Source organism: Paenibacillus polymyxa, assembly GCF_015710975.1.
GTDB classification, from domain to species: domain Bacteria; phylum Bacillota; class Bacilli; order Paenibacillales; family Paenibacillaceae; genus Paenibacillus; species Paenibacillus polymyxa.
Genome location: NZ_CP049783.1, coordinates 4,134,255 through 4,155,899 on the forward strand (window position 1 = coordinate 4,134,255; position 21,645 = coordinate 4,155,899).

The following is a 21,645-nucleotide window of genomic DNA, read 5'->3' on the forward strand; positions in this document are numbered from 1 at the left end:
GACCAAACAATTTGGAGGGATTTACATGTCGGTGATTGAGAGAGAATTACAAGAGCAACAATCTGGCTGGAGAGGTTTTAAAAAAGGAAAATGGACTAAAGAAGTTAACGTCAACGATTTTATTGAAACAAATATCTCACCTTATGTTGGCAATGAAGAATTTTTGGTTGGTCCTACCGCCAATACAACTGCATTGTGGGAAATTGTATCTGATCTTACTAAAAAAGAGTTGGCAAACGGCGGCGTTCTTGATGTAGACGTAAATACGCCATCCACCATTATTTCACATAAACCAGGCTATTTGGACAAGGACAAAGAACAAGTTGTCGGCGTACAAACAGATGCTCCATTCAAACGTTCTTTGCAGCCGTTTGGTGGAATTCGGATGATGATCGATGCTTGTAAAGCCTATGGTTTTGAAGTGCCACAAAGCATTGTTGACATTTTCACTCATATTCGTAAAACACACAACCAAGGTGTATTTGACGCTTATACAGATGAAATGAGAGCAGCTCGTAAAGCTGGCATCATTACTGGTCTGCCAGATGCATACGGTCGTGGTCGTATAATCGGTGACTATCGTCGCGTAGCTCTGTATGGTGCAGACTTCTTGATCCAAGATAAAAAACTTCAATTGAAAAGCCTTGAAGTTGATTCCATGGAAGAAGACGTAATCCGTCTGCGTGAAGAAATTTCTGAACAAATTCGTGCTTTGAATGAATTGAAACAAATGGCTGCTGAGCACGGTTTTGATATTTCTAAACCAGCTAACAATGCAAAAGAAGCTTTCCAATGGGTATATTTTGGATATCTTGCAGCGATTAAAGAACAAAATGGTGCAGCAATGTCTTTGGGACGTGTATCTTCATTCCTTGATATTTATACTCAACGTGATCTTGAGGAAGGTGCGATGAACGAAGAACAAGCTCAGGAACTGGTCGATCATTTTGTTATGAAACTGCGTATTGTTAAGTTCCTGCGTACACCTGACTACAATGAACTGTTCAGTGGTGACCCAACTTGGGTAACAGAATCCATTGGTGGTATGTCTGTCACTGGAGAAACTCGTGTTACCAAAAACAGCTTCCGTTTCTTGCACACACTGTACAACTTAGGACCTGCTCCAGAACCTAACTTGACTGTACTGTGGTCAGAAAAACTGCCTGAGGGCTTTAAAAAATATTGTGCAAAAGTTTCTATTGAAACTAGCTCCATTCAATATGAAAATGACGATTTGATGCGTCCAATCTACGGCGATGATTATGGTATTGCTTGTTGTGTATCCGCTATGAGAATCGGTAAACAAATGCAATTCTTTGGCGCTCGTGCCAACTTGGCAAAAGCTCTACTGTATGCCATTAACGGCGGTAAGGATGAAAAATCCGGCGTTCAAGTAGGACCTGAGTTCCCAGCTATTACAAGCGAAGTGCTGGATTACGAAGAAGTGTTAAGCCGTTTCAAACCTATGATGGAATGGCTGGCAAAACTGTACATGAACACTTTGAATGTTATTCACTATATGCATGATAAATATAGCTACGAACGCATTGAAATGGCGTTGCATGACCGTGATATTCTTCGTACCATGGCTTGTGGTATTGCGGGTCTGTCAGTTGCTACCGACTCCTTGAGCGCCATTAAATATGCAAAAGTTAAACCAATTCGCAACGAAAAAGGAATTGCTGTTGACTTTGAAATCGAAGGCGAATATCCTTGCTACGGTAACAATGATGACCGCGTAGATACTATCGCTGTAGAACTGGTAGAAAGCTTCATGAGCATGATCCGCAAACATAAAGCTTATCGTAATGCGGTTCCTACTCAATCTGTACTGACCATTACTTCCAACGTGGTATACGGTAAGAAAACAGGTACAACACCTGATGGACGTAAAGCAGGCGAACCGTTCGCACCAGGTGCAAACCCAATGCATGGTCGTGATAAAAAAGGTGCTCTGGCATCTCTGAGTTCCGTAGCCAAATTGCCTTATGAACACAGCTTAGATGGTATCTCGAATACCTTCTCCATCGTGCCTAAAGCACTGGGTAAAGAAGAAGAAACACGCAAAACAAACCTTGTTTCGATGATGGATGGCTACTTTGGAAGCCACGCACATCATCTGAATGTCAATGTGTTTGCTCGTGAACAACTGTTGGATGCAATGGAACACCCAGAAAACTATCCACAACTTACGATTCGTGTTTCCGGTTATGCCGTTAACTTTATCAAGCTGACTCGTGAGCAACAATTGGATGTTATTAACCGTACTTTCCACGGTACAATGTAAATAAGTTTTACGTATCAAATAATACACTGACGCACGCATAGCGGATGCGGGAAGGATGATGCAACATGTTGAAAGGTCACATACACTCATTGGAAACCTTCGGGACCGTCGATGGTCCCGGCATCCGCTTCGTGCTCTTTATGCAAGGATGCTTGTTAAAATGTCAATATTGCCATAATCCGGACACTTGGGCCTTGAATGAAGGTAATCCGATGACGTTAGAAGAAGTATTGGCTGAGATTGAACCATATTTAGCCTATTACCGTTCTTCGGGAGGCGGATTAACAGTTTCCGGTGGAGAACCGACATTACAAGCTCATTTTGTAGCAGAGCTGTTCAAAGAAGTGAAACGTCGCTGGAATTTGCACACGACATTGGACAGTAACGGCTTTAATGATGCAGGTCGTATCCATGATCTACTGGACGTAACGGATTTGGTACTACTAGATATTAAACACATTGATAACGACAAGCATATTAAGCTTACAGGCAAATCCAACGATCGTATGCTAAGTACGGCCCGCTGGTTGTCTGAGCAAGGGCGAAAAATGTGGATTAGACACGTATTTGTACCGGGTATCCATGACGACGAGCAAGATCTACTCAATTTGGGACGGTTCATTGGAACGTTGAACGGAGTCGAGAAATTCGAAATTTTACCTTACCATCAAATGGGTGTTTACAAATGGGAAATGCTCGGTAAGGCATATCCGCTGGAGGGAGTTCCGTCTCCTACAGATGAAGAAGTTCAACGTGCTTACCGACTCATTGAAGAGGGTCGTCTGGAGACTGCAGGAACGAATACTGCTTGCCGTCCATCATAATGTAAATGGATCAGAACTACTTTCAGGTTATAAAGCCGCCGTCACATCAGATCAGATGGACGGCGGTTTTTTTGTTGTTGAATTTTTGCAGTCACAGGAGAAAGTTACCTTTTTTTCATGATCGTCAAAATTTCCAGAAACTTTTTGACAACTGTCGCGTCTAATAGTATGACTTTTCACGGGAATGATAATAATTTGGGGATAGAAGGAGACAGACAATGAATTTCAAGAAATGGACCATGCTCACCGCCTTGGCGGTAGCTCAGGTGGCTGCAGTAGCCCCTGTAGGAGCAGAAGCAGCATCAACAAGCGTTCAATCCACCGATTCGGTTAGCGCCCAGCAGACGACCAATGTTGCTGATTCCGGCGTTCAGAATAGTATCGGAGATCAAAATGGAACAAGCACACCAGCTAATACGGTAACACCTGATAACACGGGTGTATCCAATGATCCATTGACTGGGCTGCCTACAGATACCACTAACGGATCGAACGTAACCAATGATGTATACGGTGGAGACGGAACGATCACCAATCCTGGTGGAGCTCCAACATCCATGAATGCGAATCAACTGATTTTGTATTTGAACAGTGCTAAAATGGAACAAAACGGACAGGTATATACGGCAACTCAGCCGATGACAGTCAAAGACGGAGTTTCCTATGTAGCTATCCGTTCTCTTGTCAGCCGTGTCGGATTGCAGTTTAGTTATGACACTGCCACCAAAGAAACCGTAATCACCCAAGGAACAAATGTCCTACGCTTCAAAACAGACAGCAAAGTTTATACGGTTAACGGTGAAGCTAGACAAATGAAGGGACCTGCTTTCCAACAAAAGAACGTATTTATGGTACCGTTGACTTCGATTACACAGGCCCTAAATATTCCTTATACTGTGAATAATACAACTAAACAAGTTATCATGGATTTGAATCAGAAGCCAAAAGCTTCTTTCACGGTTCAACAAAAGGATATCTATGCGGGTGAAACTCAAGTTACGTATTTGACCAAGGAATCTTCTCCTACAGGTCTTCCGATTGTGAACCAACGTTGGGAAGGTAAGCAGGACGTATTTCAGGAGCCGGGTACATATGTAGTTACCTATTCCGTTCTTGACTCTGCTGGGAACTGGAGTGATCCTTACTCAGTAACAATTACAGTAAGACCGCCAAACCAGCCGCCGGTAGCTCTGTTTACAACGGATAAAAAAGAGTACAAGATGGGTGAAAAAATTACCATTACCGACCTGAGTACTGACGACGAAAATGCTATCACTAAGCGTGATTGGGAGAACAAGAAACTTGCCTTCTTCCAGCCAGGTGATGTAACCATTACCCTGACCGTGACTGATAAGCATGGCGCAACAGGTACCAAAAGTGAAACGATTAAAATTACGAATGAACTGCTGTACAACGAAGATGATTTCAATAAAATTTTCACGCCATATGGTGATAAATACAGTGTAGATGGCAGTCAGGTGCCTGCTATGGCTACTATTCCAGTGACAAGTACTTCTTCCCCACGTCTATTGATCCGTGCTAACAGCCCAGAGCGTGTGTTCCAGGATGGTATCGTGTATCAGGAAACCGGATCAGGCAGTACGCGTATTCTTGTCCATCATGTCAATGAAACGGGTCGAGATGTGAAGATGTACGTGATTGCGACCAACAACAATATCACTCCGACCAATATAAATGTCGAAAATTCCGGTTTTGCTGGACCATCTGAATTTGCCACAGCTGCGGGTAAAGTTTCGATTCAAAGGTACTTTCAATCTATGTTGGATGGAAGCAAGCATTCCAGCACAGTTCTAAATCCGGGTGAGAGCCGTGTTATTTTACAAGATTTGAACGCGCAAAAAATCAAGCAAAAACAAGTTATTTCTTTGTTATCCGATCTGTACACGGATCAACCTATTCAATACACGGTAGTTGTGCTAGATGCTAATGTAGATCCGTTGACTGCGTTGCCTACTCTGGCAAAACTGCCTAAGGACGGCATTCATAACCGTGGAACGTACGCAAATTCGGATATTTCACTCAATTATACCGAAGAGGTTGGTAAAACAGCTCAACGTATCGTTCTTGGTGATAATAAGGTGGACCCGAATCTGATTGGTACCGACGGTCTGGATGGCTCTTCTGCTTCCAATGCCGGCAACTTTGGTGTTGTATATAAGGTTAAGTTGGATCATGTAGCGCCGTATTCACTGATTACGTTTAACCCACGTGGAGGCGAATACGCCGGCTATGCGATGGTGAATAATCAGGTTGTGGGTATACCAACAAATGGTTCTGTGCAAGCTCCGAATGAGATGAGTGTGCTGTATCGCACAGGTCATATCGAAGAAAGTGTAGAGATGTATTTCACTGCAGCTGCTGGTAGTAATCTGCCGGTTTCCGTAGTAGTTATGCCTTTACCAGCTATTAAAAACTAATTTTAAATAATCGGTGCTGTATACCGGCTTAGACCACTTGAGTCTCATCATTCACCGTTTTAAAAGTCGATGTTACTTGCAGGATATAGGCGTTCTCCCGTTGCGAACTTGGTTGCAGCACTGGAGAACGTCTTTTTCTTATGAGTAGCGCGAATATCTCTTATAATATTGACTTTAATCGTGGTATAATGAATAGATGCAAGCCTAAGCCTGCATCAGAAAACCTGAAACTATAGACAGGGGAGGGTGAAACGCATGCTGACAAAGGATGAGATTATCGCAACGATGTCCGCTCAGGGGCTGCGTATTACAGATCAACGCAAGACGTTGGCCACGTTATTTTCCGAGAATGAAGGGTATCTGTCCCCTAAAGACGTTTATGAATATATGGGTAAGAAGTACAGCGGACTTAGCTTTGATACAGTATATCGCAATCTGCGTGTAATGCAGGAATTGGGTGTACTGGAGCAGGTATCTTTTGAGGATGGGATGAAGTTCAAGGTGAGCTGTAATGAACATCATCACCACCACCATATGATTTGCTTGAGCTGTCAGAAAACATTGCCGATTTCTTTTTGTCCAATGCAAATGACAGATACAACAGATCAATTCCAAATCGTCGAGCATAAGTTTGAAATTTTTGGTTATTGCAAAGACTGTCAGCAGAAGAATGGGCATACTGAGAGTAATTCGGATGGGGGTTTCAAACAGACGAGCAGTCACACTCACAGCCACGGGGGCTACTGAAATGAAAATCACCACACGCAGAGTGGTACAGGCTCCGATTCAGTTTTATCGTGCTTACATTTCACCATTAAAGCCGGCTACCTGCAGGTTCTATCCGACGTGTTCGGCGTATGCGCTGGAGGCGGTAGAAGTGCATGGTGCGCTCAGAGGCTCATGGCTAGCTGCAAAGCGTATAGCTAAATGCCATCCATTTCATCCCGGCGGTGTAGATTTGGTCCCTCCTGCAAAAAAGGGGTTAGATCAGTCTGACAAAGATCGTTTGGTTACCCACACCGAGAAGGGTCTGACTTGACAGCGCCATGCCGATTTGGTTATATTTTGGTTAATATTGTTTTCCTGTGAAGGGATGAGTAAGGTAAGTCGTCCAGTACAGAGAGCCGGAGTTAGCTGAAAACCGGTCTGGAGTGAAGCCTGAATATGGTCCTGGAGGAACCTTTTTCGAGCGTATTTGCCACAGTGAAGAAGCTATGTTCAAGAGGCAATCGTAAGGAGGAGGCGTGATCCAGCGTTAATGGGCGGTCAGATGTGACCGGTGAAGCCTGTATTCTGCGAGGGTACAGGGAATTTGGGTGGTAACGCGTGAGGTGACTCTCGTCCCATAGGGACGGGGGTCTTTTTTTATGCCCAATTTGTGTCGAATTCATGAATTGGAGTACCTATCATGATAGCAAATCTTTTGCTGTCGTGAACAAAACAGGAGGAACATACATGTCTAGTGAGAACACATTTTACATTACAACACCGATCTATTATCCCAGTGACAAGCTCCATATAGGCCATGCCTACACGACGGTAGCGGGTGATGCGATGGCTCGCTACAAGAGGCTACGGGGATATGAGGTTCGTTATTTGACAGGAACGGATGAGCATGGCCAGAAGATTGAGCAAAAGGCAAGTGCAGCTGGCAAAACGCCGCAACGTTTCGTAGATGACATTGTGGCAGGTATTCAAGACCTGTGGCGGAAGCTCGACATTTCCAATGACGATTTTATCCGTACTACGGAGGAACGTCATAAGGCTGTCGTACAGGAAATCTTTGATCGTTTATTAAAACAAGGCGATATTTATAAGGGAGAATACGAAGGTTGGTACAGCATTCCTGACGAGACTTACTACACAGAAACTCAGCTCGTTGACGTCGTGAAGGACGCTGAAGGTAATGTGACTGGAGGTAAGAGCCCGGATAGTGGACACCCTGTAGAACTGGTCAAGGAAGAGAGTTACTTTTTCCGCATGAGCAAGTATGCTGATCGGTTGCTGCAATTTTATGAAGAGAACCCGCAGTTTATCCAACCGGAATCCCGGAAAAAAGAAATGATTAACAACTTCATCAAGCCGGGGTTAGAGGATCTGGCTGTTTCCCGTACAACTTTTGACTGGGGTGTTAAGGTCAAGGGGGACCCGAAGCATGTCGTATACGTGTGGATTGACGCACTTTCCAACTACATCACTGCCTTGGGGTATGGCTCTTCTAATACTGAGCTATACGATAAATTTTGGCCAGCAAATGTGCATATCGTAGGTAAAGAGATTGTACGATTCCACACGATATATTGGCCAATCATGCTGATGGCACTGGACCTTCCGTTGCCTAAAAAAGTATTTGCACATGGTTGGTTACTCATGAAAGATGGCAAAATGTCGAAATCTAAAGGCAATGTGGTAGACCCGGTAACGTTGATTGACCGTTATGGTCTGGATCAACTTCGGTACTACTTGCTGCGCGAGGTGCCATTTGGAGCGGATGGAACATTCACACCTGAAAGTTTTGTAGATCGTGTAAATTCGGATTTAGCCAATGATCTGGGCAACTTGTTGAATCGTACGGTAGCGATGGTAGACAAATATTTTGACGGCAAAGTTCCCGCTTATGAAGCCAATGTAACCTCATTCGACGCAGCTTTGGTAGATATGGCAACATCGACTTATAGTAAAGTTGAAGAAGCTATGGAAAACATGGAATTTTCCGTGGCTTTAACGGCGATTAGCCAATTTATTAGCCGTAGCAACAAGTATATTGACGAGACGCAACCTTGGAATCTGGCTAAGGATGAGGCAAAACGTCGCGAATTGGCATCTGTTATGGTGCATTTGGTAGAAAGCTTGCGTATTGCTTCCATTTTACTTCAGCCTTTCTTGACGCGTGCACCTCATCAAATTTGGAAACAACTCGGTATTTGTCAAGGGGAGCTGACTACATGGGATAGCGGCAAGCAATTTGGACGTATTCCAGAAGGAACGCAGTTGGTAAAAGGTAATCCGATCTTCCCTCGTCTGGACTCTGAGCAAGAGGTTGCTTTTATCGTAGAAGCAATGACTGGAGGTAAGAAACCGGAGGAAGCTGCCACACAAGCTCAACCGCTGAATGCATCTGAGGCGAGCCAGGAAGCACCAGAGCCGAAAGAAGAGATTGGCATTGAGGATTTTGCCAAGGTAGAACTGCGCGTTGCTCAGGTTGTCGCCTGTGAGCCTGTGAAGAAGGCCGATAAACTATTGAAGCTTCAGCTCGATCTTGGTTATGAGCAGCGACAGGTGGTATCAGGAATTGCGAAGTTTTATACACCTGAGGATATCATTGGGCGTAAGGTGATCTGTGTGACCAATCTTAAGCCAGTAAAACTTCGGGGTGAGCTGTCGCAGGGTATGATTTTGGCAGCATCACATGGGGATCAGCTTACATTGGCCACTGTACCGGATGGTATGCCAAATGGTGCGATTGTAAAATAAGAGGCTATATAAAATAAAAGAACGTAAAAAGCGTATGCTTGGATATTATTCTCCCAGGCATACGCTTTTTGGCTTGCATCATATTTTTCTCTGTCTATACGTATGTTTTAGTAGGTAGGGCTTGTATTTGCTCTGCGTGTTCACTAAGACAGGTGGGAGGAAATGATGATGTCAGATGTCAACGCCGGGTTGGCCATCGTTGCTGGACTGGTTTCTTTTTTTTCACCGTGCTGCTTGCCACTATATCCATCCTATTTATCGTATATAACAGGAATGTCGGCACGTGAACTGGCTGAAGGACGGCACAGGGCAGAGGTTCGCTATCGTACGATGGGACACACGCTTGCTTTTGTATTAGGCTTTTCGGTTGTTTTTTATTCACTGGGGGCAAGTGTCGGGTTGCTTGGAGAATGGTTTGCCAATTATGGGGATACGCTAAGAGTCGTAGCGGGGCTACTTATTATACTCATGGGTCTGGTATCTCTTGGTTTCGTGCGTCCATTATTTCTAATGAGAGAGCATAAGCTGCGCTGGACATGGAAGCCTGCCGGTTACGCCGGTTCCTTTGTAATCGGAATTGGGTTTGCGGCAGGCTGGTCACCCTGTATCGGTCCTATGCTAACAGCTATTATCGCTTTGGCGGCAGTAGAGCATCACATTTGGTTCAAGCTGATTACTGGCTACGCACTTGGTTTTGCGATTCCGTTTTTTGTATTGGCTTTGCTGGCAGGCTCTGTTAAGTTATCGTCCCGTTATACTTCCATCCTTATCCAAATAGGTGGCATGCTGCTTGTGATCACTGGCGGTCTGCTGGTAACGGATCATATGACAGATGTTACTCTTTTTTTACAACGGATTACCCCGGATTGGATGCTGGTTATGTGAAATATTCGATACGACTTAAAGGAAAATGTTCAAAAATGCGTTCTGTGATAAACTCCCGTAGTGCATTTTGCTGTTCATCGGGATAAACATATTTATTCTGGCCCCAGCGGCCCCATTTTTTCTTACGTTTTTCTATGTCCATTTCCAGTTTGGTTTTCGGGTAACGCTTCTCGATAACAGCTTTGGATGTTTTGGTAAAGCGATGCTGAATTAATTCGAATGTCAGATCCTTCGTAGCATGCTGGGGCAAGGTTTCTCCCAATCTACGCAGCAGCTCTCCGTATCCTTCTTCCCAGCCGTCATACCAAATGATGGGTGCGATGATGAACCCCAGCGGATAACCTGCCCGTGCGATTTTGCCCGCTGCTTCAATACGTTCCTCAAAGCGCGAAGTTGCAGGTTCAAACTGTTTAATAACATAATCGGAATTAATGCTAAAGCGGATGCGAGTATGGCCATTATGTTTAATATCCAGCAATGGATCAACATGATGATATTTTGTAACAAAACGAAGTCGGCCAAATTCCTCATCTGCCATGAAACGAATCAAGTCTCCAAGTGATCCAGTGATATGCTCCAAACCAACCGGATCAGAGGTACAAGCTGCTTCAAAACGAGTAATTTCAGGCGCCCGCTCCTCGATATAGGCTTTAGCTGCTGATATGATATCGTCAGTATTGACATAGATCCGAATATACGGCTTTGCTCCTAAGGTTGTTTGTAAATAACAGTAGTGACAGTGCCCCATGCAACCAGTCGAAATAGGGATGGCATATTCGGCAGAGGGCTTGGATTGGTCAAAAGTTAATGTTTTACGGATGCCGACAACCAGTGTCTTTTTTGCCACTCGGTATTTTTCAACTTCAGTTTCACCTGGTAAATTGGTAATTCGGTTGTGAGAGGTCGTCATACGATACGGAATATCCTTGGTTTTGACCCAATCCATAATACGCTGGCCTTTGGGATAATTTAGTGCGTCTGGTTCAAAAAACACCAGATCAGGCATGAATGGCTTGGTTCCTCTGATTTGGACAGGAGTACGCTCAAGCGTAGACATGGCTAACGCTCCTTTCGAAATAAATCCTCTGTGCTCTGGTGTCCAACTCTAAAGCATCTCCGCAGAAAGTAACGATACAGGGGCGACAACATTAGTGTACCCTGCTTAAATTGAACAAATCGTGGCAATAGATGTGAGTGGAGGGACGAGACTTGCCAATGAGCGATGATAACATGTATCATTACATAGTAGGTTTAATGCAGGAAATGAAGGCGGTAAGCGCCCGTTCAATAACAGAAAAGAGGGAAACAAGTGCCAACGCCAAGCATGGAAGATTATTTGGAGCGCATTTACCAACTGATCGATGAGAAGGGATATGCTCGTGTCTCGGATATCGCAGAGGGTTTGGAGGTGCATCCTTCGTCCGTCACCAAGATGATTCAGAAGTTGGATAAGGACGATTATCTTGTATATGAGAAGTATCGGGGACTGATTTTGACACCGAAAGGGAAAAAGGTCGGCAAACGGTTGGTTGACCGCCACCAGTTACTAGAGCAATTTCTGGATATGATTGGGGTTGACAAGGACCTAATATATAAAGATGTGGAAGGTATTGAACACCATTTGAGCTGGGATTCCATCACACGTATCGAGACATTGGTTGAATATTTCCGCCGAGATGAAGATCGCTTGCGCCAGCTTCATGACATACACAAGGAATTGAGTGGGGATTCCTAAAAGCATCTGTCCTTACGGACAATGCTTTTTTTATTTTCCTGACCGCAACAAATATCTGGTTATTAGCGTCTATCCATTATATAGCAGGACAAGATAGGGGTTAAAATTAACAGGGGTAGCGGAGGATTATAAAGATATGAATCGGAAGAAAATAGGGCTCATGGCTGCGGGTCTACTCTTAGCAGTACAGACTGCCATTGTGCCTGGAGTTCAAGCGGCATCAACTGGTGAGATTGAGATTATATTGGACGGACAGTCCCTGCAAAGTGATGCGTCACCGTACATTGTACAGGGCGCGAATGTCACGATGGTTCCTTTGCGAGTGATTAGTGAGGGATTAGGCGCACAGGTCAACTGGTCGGCATCGTCTGGTACGGTAACGATTACAGCACAGAACAAAAATATATCTATGGATAATGGTGCACAAAGCGCTACTGTGAATGGCAAGTCGGTTCGATTGGACGCATCTGCGCGTATGTCAAGTGGGAGAGTCATGGTACCACTGCGTTTTGTTGGGGAAGAGTTGGGGTTAAAAGTAGACTGGCAAGCCTCAGAGCGGGTCATTACGTTAAGCAGTGGTAAAGAAGGTACCTCTACTGGTGGGAGTACTTCTGTGGGAAACAGCAGCTCAACATCAAATAACTCAGCATCTGGCAATCAGGAGAGTGTTAGTACCGATCAGGGAGCCAAGGAGGATGGACAGGACGCTGTTACCTCACCGTCAACCTCTACTAATGAGGAAGTTTCAGGTTCCTCACAGGGAAATGTGGCTCAGGTGAAGGCTACAACCTCTATGCGTGGAGCATGGATTTCCACCATTAATGGAGATTGGCCTTCTTCATCTGCACGAAGCAGTTCCGAGAAGCAAAAGCAGGAGTTTACAAAAATGCTCGATGATTTGCAGGGTATGGGCATTAACGCGGTATTTGTTCAGGTTCGTGCCAGCGGGGATGCGCTTTATCCCTCTGATCTTGTGCCATGGAGCAAGTATTTAACGAATACCCAGGGTAAAAATCCAGGCTATGATCCGTTGAAATTTATGATTAGTGAATCACATAAGCGGGGGATGGAATTCCATGCCTGGTTTAATCCGTTCCGTGCTAATTCTACAGGAACAACTAGCGGTTTGGCAGCAAACCATGTGGCTAATCAACATCCGGATTGGATTGTTAAGAATGGTAGCCAGTTGTACATCAATCCTGGAATTCCAGCTGCACGTCAGCATGTCATTGCTGCGATTATGGAGGTCGTAAACGGATACGATATTGACGGTGTCCATTTGGATGATTATTTTTATCCTTACAGCGGGACTTTTGATGATGACGCGACTTTCAAAGCATATAACGCCAACAAAATCTCTAACAAAGGTGACTGGCGGAGAGATAATGTAAATAGTTTTGTTCGCGATTTGGGCAAAAGCATTCATGCCAGCAAGTCGAAAGTTCAATTCGGGATTAGTCCTTTTGGCGTGTGGCGCAACAAGTCTCAGGACTTAACGGGTTCAGACACCAAGGCAGGCGTTACTGCTTATGACACGACATTTGCAGATGTAAGAACCTGGATTAACAAAGAATGGATTGATTATGTAGCTCCACAAATTTACTGGAGTATCGGTTTCCCAGCGGCTGGATATGACAAGCTTGTCGCATGGTGGTCCAATGAGGTCAAAAATTCAGATGTTAAGCTGTATATTGGCCATTCACCTTATAAAATCGGCACCCCTGAAAAAGGATGGCAATCCTCTCAAGAGTTAATTAAGCAGCTTGAACTGAACGAGAATTATAAGCAGGTCAAAGGGGATATTTATTTTAGTGCACAGCATTTGCGGAAAAATCCATACGGACTCATTCAACTTCTTCAAAATTATTATCAATTATGATATAAATTGGATCATTTAGGTTCTACATGGACCTCCGTTCTCATACATAAGCAGTAGAACTGCTTACTCCCAAGAGAACGGAGGTTTTTTGATCTATGCTGATCAATGCTGTGTTCCAGGGTGGAGGGGTTAAGGGAATATCGCTGGCGGGTGCAGTTAAGGCTGCGGAGGAGCATGATATTGTATTCAATCGTTTGGCTGGTACATCATCAGGGGCTATTGTAGCTGCTTTGTTGGCTGCGGGATATACGGCGGATGAAATGAAAGCCGTAATTGAGAAAACTCCCTTGGTCAAGTTGTTAAGACGTTCTCCAGTGTTCAATATTAAGTGGGTTGGGCCAGCAGCACGTATCTTTCTTAAAAAAGGGCTCTACTCAGGAGAGGCACTAGAGCATTGGGTACGCGAGCTGTTACTAGCTAAAGGAGTGCGTACATTCGCGGATCTACCTCCTGGCAAGCTGCGCATTATTGCATCAGATATTACGAATGGACGCATTTTGGTGCTTCCTGAGGATATCAAACGTTTTGGTATAAACCCCTCTTCACTAGAGGTAGCCAAGGCCATTCGGATGAGCACGAGTATCCCTTATTTTTTTGATCCTGTTATGTTAAGACTTGATTCTGCACTTGCCAAGGGAAAAACCTTTTCCCAGCAATTTGTATTTGTTGTTGATGGAGCCTTACTCAGCAATCTGCCTCTATGGCTTTTTGATGAGCCTGTCAATGAACGTGAGGCCAAAACGATTCCAACGGTAGGATTTCAAATGGTGGGCAAAACAGGGACGGAGACCAAGGTTTCTTATATACGAGGCCCATTGACCATGCTGCAGGCTATTTTTGATACCATGCTATCGGCACATGATGAACGGTATATTGAGCAGGAGAATCGGTATCGGACCATTAAAATTCCAACTTTGGGTATCCGCACTGCCCAATTCAGCATTTCACCAGAGCAAAGTGATTTGTTGTATGCTTCCGGTGTGCAGGCAGGAGAAGCTTTTTTCCACAAATGGAGCATCACTTCTTACCAGCAGCAGTATAGTAAGTATCAATTGATGAAAGATACCATGTACGCCATGAAATAAACACCACTTACTGGCAGTTGAAGTATTTTCAAAGGAAGTAAAAAAGGAGCCTCTTCCCGGTCATATTGCAAAACACGGGTGATGGCTCCTTTGTGCTACATTTTAAAGGTTGATAATGATTAATGATATTTAGGTTGTTCCTCTTCATTTTTGCCCTTGGAACCCTCAATGACATGAAAAGGATACGCTTTGCGTTTGCTTGTAGTCTGCTGTTTACGTGCACTGGCTGTTTTGGTCATGGTGCGCACAGAGGGCTTAACTTTGGGAGTTCGCTTGCGTTGTCCTGGCTGGTATTTGTACAGCAGAAATATAACTGCAAAAATAAAGATGGGGATTAGTAAACTAATGAGAAAGCCCCAGCTACCTTTCCATAGCATATCTACAATTCCATATGCGCCCAAAGCAAGGGTAAGCCAGAAAATAACGGCATGTCTGTACATCATTCACTCATCCTTTCAAAGGATCAAGGACCGGACTGTTGAGAGTCTCCTTTACAGGTACATTTTCTAACTCAGCATCCAATTCAAGCATACGCTTAAATGAGGCAATCGATACCTCCACTTGATCATCGGTCGGTTCTTTGGTGGTAAGCAACTGCAGCCATAGGCCGGGGTAACCTAGATAACGAAGCACTGGAATTTCCCGAAGTGCATTGGTCAGCTTGAGAAATTCAAAAGAAAGACCCAATACGATCGGAAGCAGTAAAAGACGTTGCCCCATGCGCTCCCACAGATTATCGTAGGTAAACAGGGAGTAGACGAGTACCCCGATAATCACGGTGAGCATAATAAAGCTGCTACCGCAGCGATAATGCAGTCGGCTATATTTTTGTACGTTGGCTGGAGTCAGTTCTTCCCCAGCTTCAAATGCAGTAATCACTTTATGCTCCGCGCCGTGATATTGAAACAGTCGCTTAATTAACGGAGTTTGGGAAATACCCCATAAATAAGCGAGCAGCAAAATCAGCTTAATAGCTCCTTCAGCGAGATTATGCAAAATCTGGTTGTGAAACAAGCCGCCAAACAGGAAACTCTCCATAACAACCGGAACCAGGGTTAATACAATTTTGCCAAAGAGGAAGGACAATATACCGACCGCAGCCACGCCGATCATCATGCTCAGGCTCCAACGGGATTCCTCTTTTTTCTTTTGTTCAGCGCGTTCTTCCGGATCTACTTCATCATCAGCATACGCATCGGCTGAATAGTTCAAATGCTTGGTGCCCTTGGCACTGGAGTCGATGATGCTGACAATCCCCCGCAATAACGGAATTCTGCGGAATTTGGACACCCAGGATTGCTCCTTACGTGGTACTTCCAAATATGTGATTTCGCCAGATTTGCGGCGAACTGCCGTGACATTGACACGCTTGCCGCCGAACATGACACCTTCAATGACTGCCTGACCGCCGTAGCTCACAGGCTTGGATGCTTGTGACAACCGTCTCACCTCTCTTAATACATACTTTTTTGTATATTGTATCGAATTTGGAAGGGAATATCTAGTTAGACGAAAATGGGATGGAGTGACCTGCTAATTTTATCATTCGAAAAGGAAATTTAATCATAACGGAGAAGATGGAAATCCTTGTAGTGTGGGGAGATATCATGCCATAGGTTTAAAAAAGCATTTATGAGAGCGGTCAGACTGCCCCCATAAATGCTTATTATCGCCAGTTATAAAATCAGACGGAATCGCCAGATCAAATTCATTGCGTAATTGCCCCGACAGTCTCATCCACCAGTCCCTTTGACGAGACCGGGCCGCCAAACGTCCATGTTGTACTGGCCAACGGATAAGTACGTTTTTCTTTGACGAATTTCAAACCATTCCAAACAGAATTGTTTTTCATAGATGAGCCGAAAACATTATCGTCTGGCTGCACAATATAGATAAAGTTGCTGTCCTGAACGGCTGACAGAGCTTCAATGCCAACCGTTGAAAAGCCATACGATTCAACCTTGCTCGGTTTCCAATCGTTAACCAAACCGATCTTCGCCAGTGTTCCCACAACGACTGAATTATCTGAAAACATACGCAGACTGGCTGCATTTTGCGAAGTAAAAGCCTGTGTCAGTATAAAATGGAAATCCGATTTGTTTGCAGCGGCGAGCTTTTGTTTGGCTTCGGCATAATGCTGATCCAGATCGGCAAGCACCTGCTTAGCTTTATCCTCTTTTCCAAGAGCGACTGCGATACTATTAAAAATCTTCACCATCTTATCATAGTCGTAGCCGTTACCATCGTTCAGATTATATTCAATCGTCGGTGCGATGGCCTTGAGTTGCTCATAGATTGCTTCATTCCCATCAAAATTGGATATGATGAGATCCGGCTTTAATGAAGCAATCGCCTCCAAATTAGGCTCGTTGCGTGTACCGACATCGACCACGTTACTGTCCAGAGCCGCCTCTGGAGTCACATACACCTTATAGTTGGCATTGTCCGCATTACCAACTGGCTGAACGCCCAATGCAATCAAATCCTCCGTAAATGTCCATTCAAGCACCACGACACGCTGCGCGGGCTTGTCAAGCGTGAGTTCACCACGATTATGCTTTACTGTCACAGGACCGGTCGCTGCTTCAGTGGGTTTGCTGCCCGACGTAGTTGTCTGACCTTTATCTACTGCATTGTCAGTTGCTCCACAACCTGCCAGTGTGAGCATAAAAGTCAGTAACAATAAGAATCCGATAAATCCCTTTTTCATAGATTGCGTTCTCCTGTATAAACGTATTATGAAATGATAATGATTATCATTTTCATCAATATATTATGAAACAGGATTGAAATTTTGTCAATGCAAAGATTATTAAATCCACTCTTCGACTTCATTGTTAAACTGCTCCCCATTGGAGCATACTACCTCTCAAAATGGATAGGCACGAATTTGGTGGAAGTACACATGCTTTTCCTTATAACAATGAGTCCTCACCATGAGAAAATTTATTCATTTTGAAAGGAGATCCAAGCACATGAGTGAAACTTACTCTATACCGAAAATAGGTCGTGATCAGGAACAGTCCCGTGAATCTCAAAATCAACGTAATCATAATGACAACAGTAACAGAGGCAGACAACAGTCAGGCAAATTACATACACCGCTCATTCCCTTTGCACTTGAGCTGGGTTTTTTTGCGGGTTTGCTCTGGGGGTTGCTGCGCTGGCTGTTTTATACGCTGCACTTTACAGTAGTGGCGCCTGGCTTTCTGGCAGAGCCGTTTTTCAAGCATTCGTTCATGAACACCATGGCAGGGCATTTGGTGGGGTTGCTGTTTTTTATTGCATTGTCCGTGGTAGCGTCATTGGTGTACACCCTGATTTTGCGTAGGTTTAATGGCCCTATACCCGGTATTATATACGGTCTGATTTGGTGGGTTATTTTATTTGTGTTAACAGGCCCTAAGTTAGGGATGATGAACCCTCCTTATCGATTAACATGGAATTCCATATATACAGAAGTTTGCGTATTTATACTGTGGGGACTATTTATCGGATATACCGTTGCTGTCGAGTATACGGATGAAAGAATGCGCGAGCCTGAGAAGGCTGGGGACAGAACGTAACAAAAACTTCTCAAGCGCCTATCCCCTGTGTTAAAATAGCATTTGGTTATTTGACAGAGGGGAGCGGAATGAAGATGAAGAATGACCGGGTGCTAAAGTTGCGGCAGGCGCTGGGCGAGCATAACCTGCGGGCTATGCTGATTACTAGCCCTGTCAATCGTCGATATTTGACAGGCTTCACAGGTTCAGCGGGCTATGTGCTGATTACAGAATCCCATAGTTATTTGCTGACTGACTTTCGTTATATGACACAAGCGACCGAACAAGCCCAAGGCTTTACGGTAGTGCAGCACGCTGCGCAGGTCATGGAAACAGTAAAAGAATTGCTGTCTTCCCATCAGATTAGCGAAACAGGCTTTGAGCAGGATGATGTAACTGTTGCGACACATAAAGCTTATAGCGAAGATCTGTCACCTATTAAGCTGGTTCCGGTATCGGGCATTGTGGAAAAGCTGCGGGTGTACAAGGATGCGGAAGAGCTCGAAGTGATGCAACGGGCAGCGGATTTGGCAGATGCTACATTTGCACACATTTTACCTTACATCAAACCAGGAGTCAGCGAGCGTGAGCTGGATCTGGAAATGGAATTCTTCATGCGCAAGCAGGGAGCTACTTCTTCTTCATTTGACACGATTGTGGCATCCGGAGTTCGTTCGGCATTGCCTCATGGAGTAGCCAGTGCAAAGTTAGTACAAGCAGGTGAGCTGATTACGTTTGATTTTGGTGCGTTGCTGGATGGCTACTGCTCCGATTTGACCCGTACAGTGGCTACACAAGGGGATTTGGCGCCTCAGTTGCGCGAGATCTACGATATTGTACTTAAGGCGCAGCTTCACGCACTCGAACATATTAAGCCGGGCATGACAGGCCGTGAAGCGGATGCGCTGACCCGGGATATTATTGCTAGCCATGGGTATGGAGACAATTTCGGACACAGTACAGGTCATGGTCTGGGTCTTGAAGTGCATGAATCTACACGTCTGTCGAAGGCAAGTGATGATATTCTGGAGCCGGGCATGGTTGTAACGGTCGAACCAGGTATCTATGTGCCTGGATTGGGCGGTGTACGGATCGAGGATGATATCGTTATTACAGATAACGGCATCAAAGTATTAACGCATTCGAGCAAAGAATTTACAGTCGTTTAATAACGATAACAGTCCTGTAGGAGGGGTATTTAGTGATTAACGTTAATGATTTTAAAACAGGTTTGACCGTCGAGGTAGACGGAGATATTTTTACAGTTCTGGATTTTCAACACGTAAAACCAGGTAAAGGCGCAGCATTCGTACGCTCCAAGTTGAAAAACCTGCGTAATGGTAATACGGTTGAACGTACATTCCGTGCGGGTGAAACAATCGGCCGGGCGCAAATCGAAAATCGTGGTGTATCTTATCTGTATGCTAGTGCAGACGATCATACATTCATGGACAACGAAACATATGATCAATTTACATTGTCCAGCGATCAGCTGAAATGGGAGCTTAACTTCCTGAAAGAAAACATGAATGTAAATATCATAAGCTACAACGGAGAAATCCTGGGTATCAACCTGCCTACCAGCGTGGAACTCAAAGTAATTGAAACAGAACCAGGTATTAAAGGGAATACAGCTACAGGTGCAACCAAAAATGCCAAACTGGAAACAGGCTTGAATGTTCAAGTTCCTCTGTTTATTAACCAAGATGACGTATTGTTAATTGATACTCGTGACGGCAAATACATGTCTCGCGCATAGAATTTACATTTTCCGGTATCCTCTGTCCTTATTAAGGGCAGGGGATATTTTTATATGTACGAATATTAAAAAACATTGGCTCCACACAGCACTTTCGTATTATACTGTACTAAAGTTATGCCGCAGGATGTCACGTTCAAATCGTTTGGTGCCATCTCAAGGTTACATACTGTTGAGTCTGAGGGAGTGAATATCGTTGTCTTTGTATGTCATGAAATTCGGAGGCAGTTCCGTCGGTGATACGGAGCGCATGAAACGCGTGGCAAAACGCGTCGTTGAGAAACAGAGTGAAGGGCATCAATGTGTAGTGGTCGTTTCCGCAATGGGAGACACAACAGACGAATTGATTGACCAGGCCAAATTATTAAATGAGCAGTTGCCTGCACGTGAGTTGGATATGTTGATGACGACAGGCGAGCAAATTTCAATCGCATTGTTGTCGATGGCTATTCAGCAGCTGGGTCATGAAGCGGTATCGTTTACGGGATGGCAGGCAGGCTTCCGTACTGAATCTGACTTTGGTCGGGCTCGGATTACGGATATTCAACCTCAGCGTGTGCTGGATGCACTGAGTAGCAACAAGATTGTTGTTGTAGCAGGTTTCCAGGGGATGTCTGCAGATGGAGATATTACGACGCTGGGACGTGGTGGGTCTGATACGACGGCCGTTGCGCTGGCGGCGGCAATTCAAGCGGATGCCTGTGAAATTTACACGGATGTGGACGGCATATATTCAACAGATCCACGGATTGTGAAAGTGGCACGTAAGCTAAAAGAAATTTCTTATGATGAGATGCTGGAATTAGCCAATTTAGGTGCGGCTGTTTTACATCCCCGTGCGGTAGAGTATGCCAAACATAACCGGGTACCGTTGATTGTGCGGTCCAGTTTTAACCATAATGAAGGAACAGTCGTAAAGGAGGATGCAGTAATGGAGCAAGGCGTTGTAGTCAGTGGAATTGCATATGATAAAAATGTAGCAAGAATCAGTATTTTGGGCGTTGCAGATATCCCTGGTGTACTGGCAAAAGTTTTCGGAACACTGGCAGCAGCCAAAATTGATGTAGACATTATTGTACAGAGCGGGGTTGAAGCTGGAAAAGCAGATTTCTCCTTTACGGTAGCTCTAACGGATCGTGAAGCTGCACTTAAGACGCTGGAAGGTATTCGCGGGGAGCTTCCATACCGTGAAGTAACGTCTGAGGAAAATTTGGTGAAGGTCTCCATAGTAGGTGCAGGTATGGTTAGCCACCCGGGTGTTGCAGCACAAATGTTTGCCGTGCTGGCCGAGCAAGGCGTTAGCATTAAAATGGTAAGCACATCCGAAATCAAGGTATCGTGTGTAATTGAAGCTGGAAAGCTTCATGAGGTTATCCAAGCGTTGCATACAGCTTATAATCTGGATACCGAGGAGCAAGCGTTTGTAGGCGGCCCTAAAGACCGTCGTTAATAACATCAATTGATATAGAGAAATGCTATGACGGGGAAAGGTCGATAAATTATACGTTCCCTATTTATAGATTGATAAATCATAGAATACAGCAGTAGGTTAAGAGGTTGTTCCATCAGTGAGAGATAGACTGTGGAACAGCCTCTTTTTGCTGTAAATCTAGCTTTTTTATTTAAGGGTATCCCTTAGCCACCAAGGCATCGAGGGAGTCTTTTTTTATTATACAAAGCAGGGAAAGGTGCTTGAATGAGCGGGGAAAGGTCCGCTGAGCATGGATAGGAGTG

At 44.6% G+C, this 21,645-nt stretch carries 18 protein-coding genes; 14 read left to right on the forward strand and 4 right to left on the reverse strand.

Features of this window, described 5'->3' with window-relative positions; genetic code table 11:
* Positions 1-25 precede the first annotated feature (25 nt).
* The 7 genes from pflB (at position 26) to G7035_RS18360 (ending at position 9,908) form a co-directional block, all read left to right on the forward strand.
* Positions 26-2,287, forward strand: coding sequence for a formate C-acetyltransferase (pflB, locus tag G7035_RS18330; protein WP_016822312.1), 2,262 nt, complete (start codon positions 26-28; stop codon positions 2,285-2,287).
* Positions 2,288-2,352: 65 nt separating this feature from the next.
* Positions 2,353-3,111: a pyruvate formate-lyase-activating protein gene (pflA, locus tag G7035_RS18335; protein WP_013371803.1), complete on the forward strand. Its 759-nt coding sequence runs from the start codon at positions 2,353-2,355 to the stop codon at positions 3,109-3,111.
* Positions 3,112-3,329: 218 nt separating this feature from the next.
* Complete coding sequence (locus G7035_RS18340; RefSeq protein WP_019687917.1) at positions 3,330-5,549, forward strand: copper amine oxidase N-terminal domain-containing protein; 2,220 nt, start codon at positions 3,330-3,332, stop codon at positions 5,547-5,549.
* A gap of 255 nt (positions 5,550-5,804) precedes the next feature.
* Positions 5,805-6,296: a Fur family transcriptional regulator gene (locus G7035_RS18345; RefSeq protein ID WP_016822309.1), complete on the forward strand. Its 492-nt coding sequence runs from the start codon at positions 5,805-5,807 to the stop codon at positions 6,294-6,296.
* Position 6,297: 1 nt separating this feature from the next.
* Positions 6,298-6,588 (forward strand): membrane protein insertion efficiency factor YidD, encoded by a 291-nt coding sequence (gene yidD, locus G7035_RS18350; RefSeq protein WP_016822308.1) that lies wholly within the window; start codon positions 6,298-6,300, stop codon positions 6,586-6,588.
* Between the two features lie 416 nt (positions 6,589-7,004).
* A complete protein-coding gene (gene metG / locus G7035_RS18355) occupies positions 7,005-9,023 on the forward strand; it encodes a methionine--tRNA ligase (protein WP_019687916.1) in 2,019 nt (672 codons plus the stop codon).
* A 168-nt stretch (positions 9,024-9,191) separates the two neighbouring features.
* Complete coding sequence (locus G7035_RS18360) at positions 9,192-9,908, forward strand: cytochrome c biogenesis CcdA family protein (protein WP_025365168.1); 717 nt, start codon at positions 9,192-9,194, stop codon at positions 9,906-9,908.
* Here G7035_RS18360 and splB read toward each other — a convergent pair.
* Positions 9,901-10,965, reverse strand: a complete 1,065-nt coding sequence (gene splB / locus G7035_RS18365; RefSeq protein ID WP_019687914.1) for a spore photoproduct lyase — start codon at positions 10,963-10,965, stop codon at positions 9,901-9,903. The two genes, G7035_RS18360 and splB, sit on opposite strands and share 8 nt — an antisense overlap.
* Before the next feature lie 252 nt (positions 10,966-11,217).
* On the opposite strand from splB, the gene mntR reads away from it, so the two are divergent.
* From mntR to G7035_RS18380, 3 genes are all read left to right on the forward strand, one after another.
* Positions 11,218-11,643, forward strand: coding sequence for a transcriptional regulator MntR (gene mntR / locus G7035_RS18370; RefSeq protein WP_007430946.1), 426 nt, complete (start codon positions 11,218-11,220; stop codon positions 11,641-11,643).
* A 136-nt stretch (positions 11,644-11,779) separates the two neighbouring features.
* Complete coding sequence (locus tag G7035_RS18375) at positions 11,780-13,522, forward strand: family 10 glycosylhydrolase (RefSeq protein WP_019687913.1); 1,743 nt, start codon at positions 11,780-11,782, stop codon at positions 13,520-13,522.
* A 95-nt stretch (positions 13,523-13,617) separates the two neighbouring features.
* Positions 13,618-14,607 carry a patatin-like phospholipase family protein gene (locus G7035_RS18380; RefSeq protein ID WP_016822303.1) on the forward strand — a complete coding sequence of 330 codons (990 nt, stop codon included), beginning with the start codon at positions 13,618-13,620 and terminating at the stop codon, positions 14,605-14,607.
* 119 nt (positions 14,608-14,726) lie between these two features.
* On the opposite strand, the gene G7035_RS18385 is transcribed toward G7035_RS18380, so the two are convergent.
* From G7035_RS18385 to G7035_RS18395, 3 genes are all read right to left on the reverse strand, one after another.
* Positions 14,727-15,047 carry a hypothetical protein gene (locus tag G7035_RS18385; RefSeq protein ID WP_017427493.1) on the reverse strand — a complete coding sequence of 107 codons (321 nt, stop codon included), beginning with the start codon at positions 15,045-15,047 and terminating at the stop codon, positions 14,727-14,729.
* 7 nt (positions 15,048-15,054) lie between these two features.
* Complete coding sequence (locus tag G7035_RS18390; protein ID WP_017427494.1) at positions 15,055-16,047, reverse strand: DUF1385 domain-containing protein; 993 nt, start codon at positions 16,045-16,047, stop codon at positions 15,055-15,057.
* Positions 16,048-16,315: 268 nt separating this feature from the next.
* On the reverse strand, positions 16,316-17,317 hold the full coding sequence (locus G7035_RS18395; RefSeq protein WP_019687911.1) for an ABC transporter substrate-binding protein: 1,002 nt from the start codon (positions 17,315-17,317) through the stop codon (positions 16,316-16,318).
* Between the two features lie 265 nt (positions 17,318-17,582).
* Between G7035_RS18395 and G7035_RS18400 the strand changes: the two genes are divergently transcribed.
* From G7035_RS18400 to G7035_RS18415, 4 genes are all read left to right on the forward strand, one after another.
* Entirely contained in the window at positions 17,583-18,173 is a 591-nt protein-coding gene (locus G7035_RS18400; protein ID WP_019687910.1) for a YqhR family membrane protein, read from the forward strand.
* A 74-nt stretch (positions 18,174-18,247) separates the two neighbouring features.
* Positions 18,248-19,321: a M24 family metallopeptidase gene (locus tag G7035_RS18405; RefSeq protein ID WP_017427496.1), complete on the forward strand. Its 1,074-nt coding sequence runs from the start codon at positions 18,248-18,250 to the stop codon at positions 19,319-19,321.
* A 32-nt stretch (positions 19,322-19,353) separates the two neighbouring features.
* Positions 19,354-19,911, forward strand: a complete 558-nt coding sequence (gene efp, locus G7035_RS18410; RefSeq protein WP_013371789.1) for an elongation factor P — start codon at positions 19,354-19,356, stop codon at positions 19,909-19,911.
* A gap of 196 nt (positions 19,912-20,107) precedes the next feature.
* Entirely contained in the window at positions 20,108-21,361 is a 1,254-nt protein-coding gene (locus tag G7035_RS18415) for an aspartate kinase (protein ID WP_013371788.1), read from the forward strand.
* The last annotated feature ends 284 nt before the right edge of the window (positions 21,362-21,645 follow it).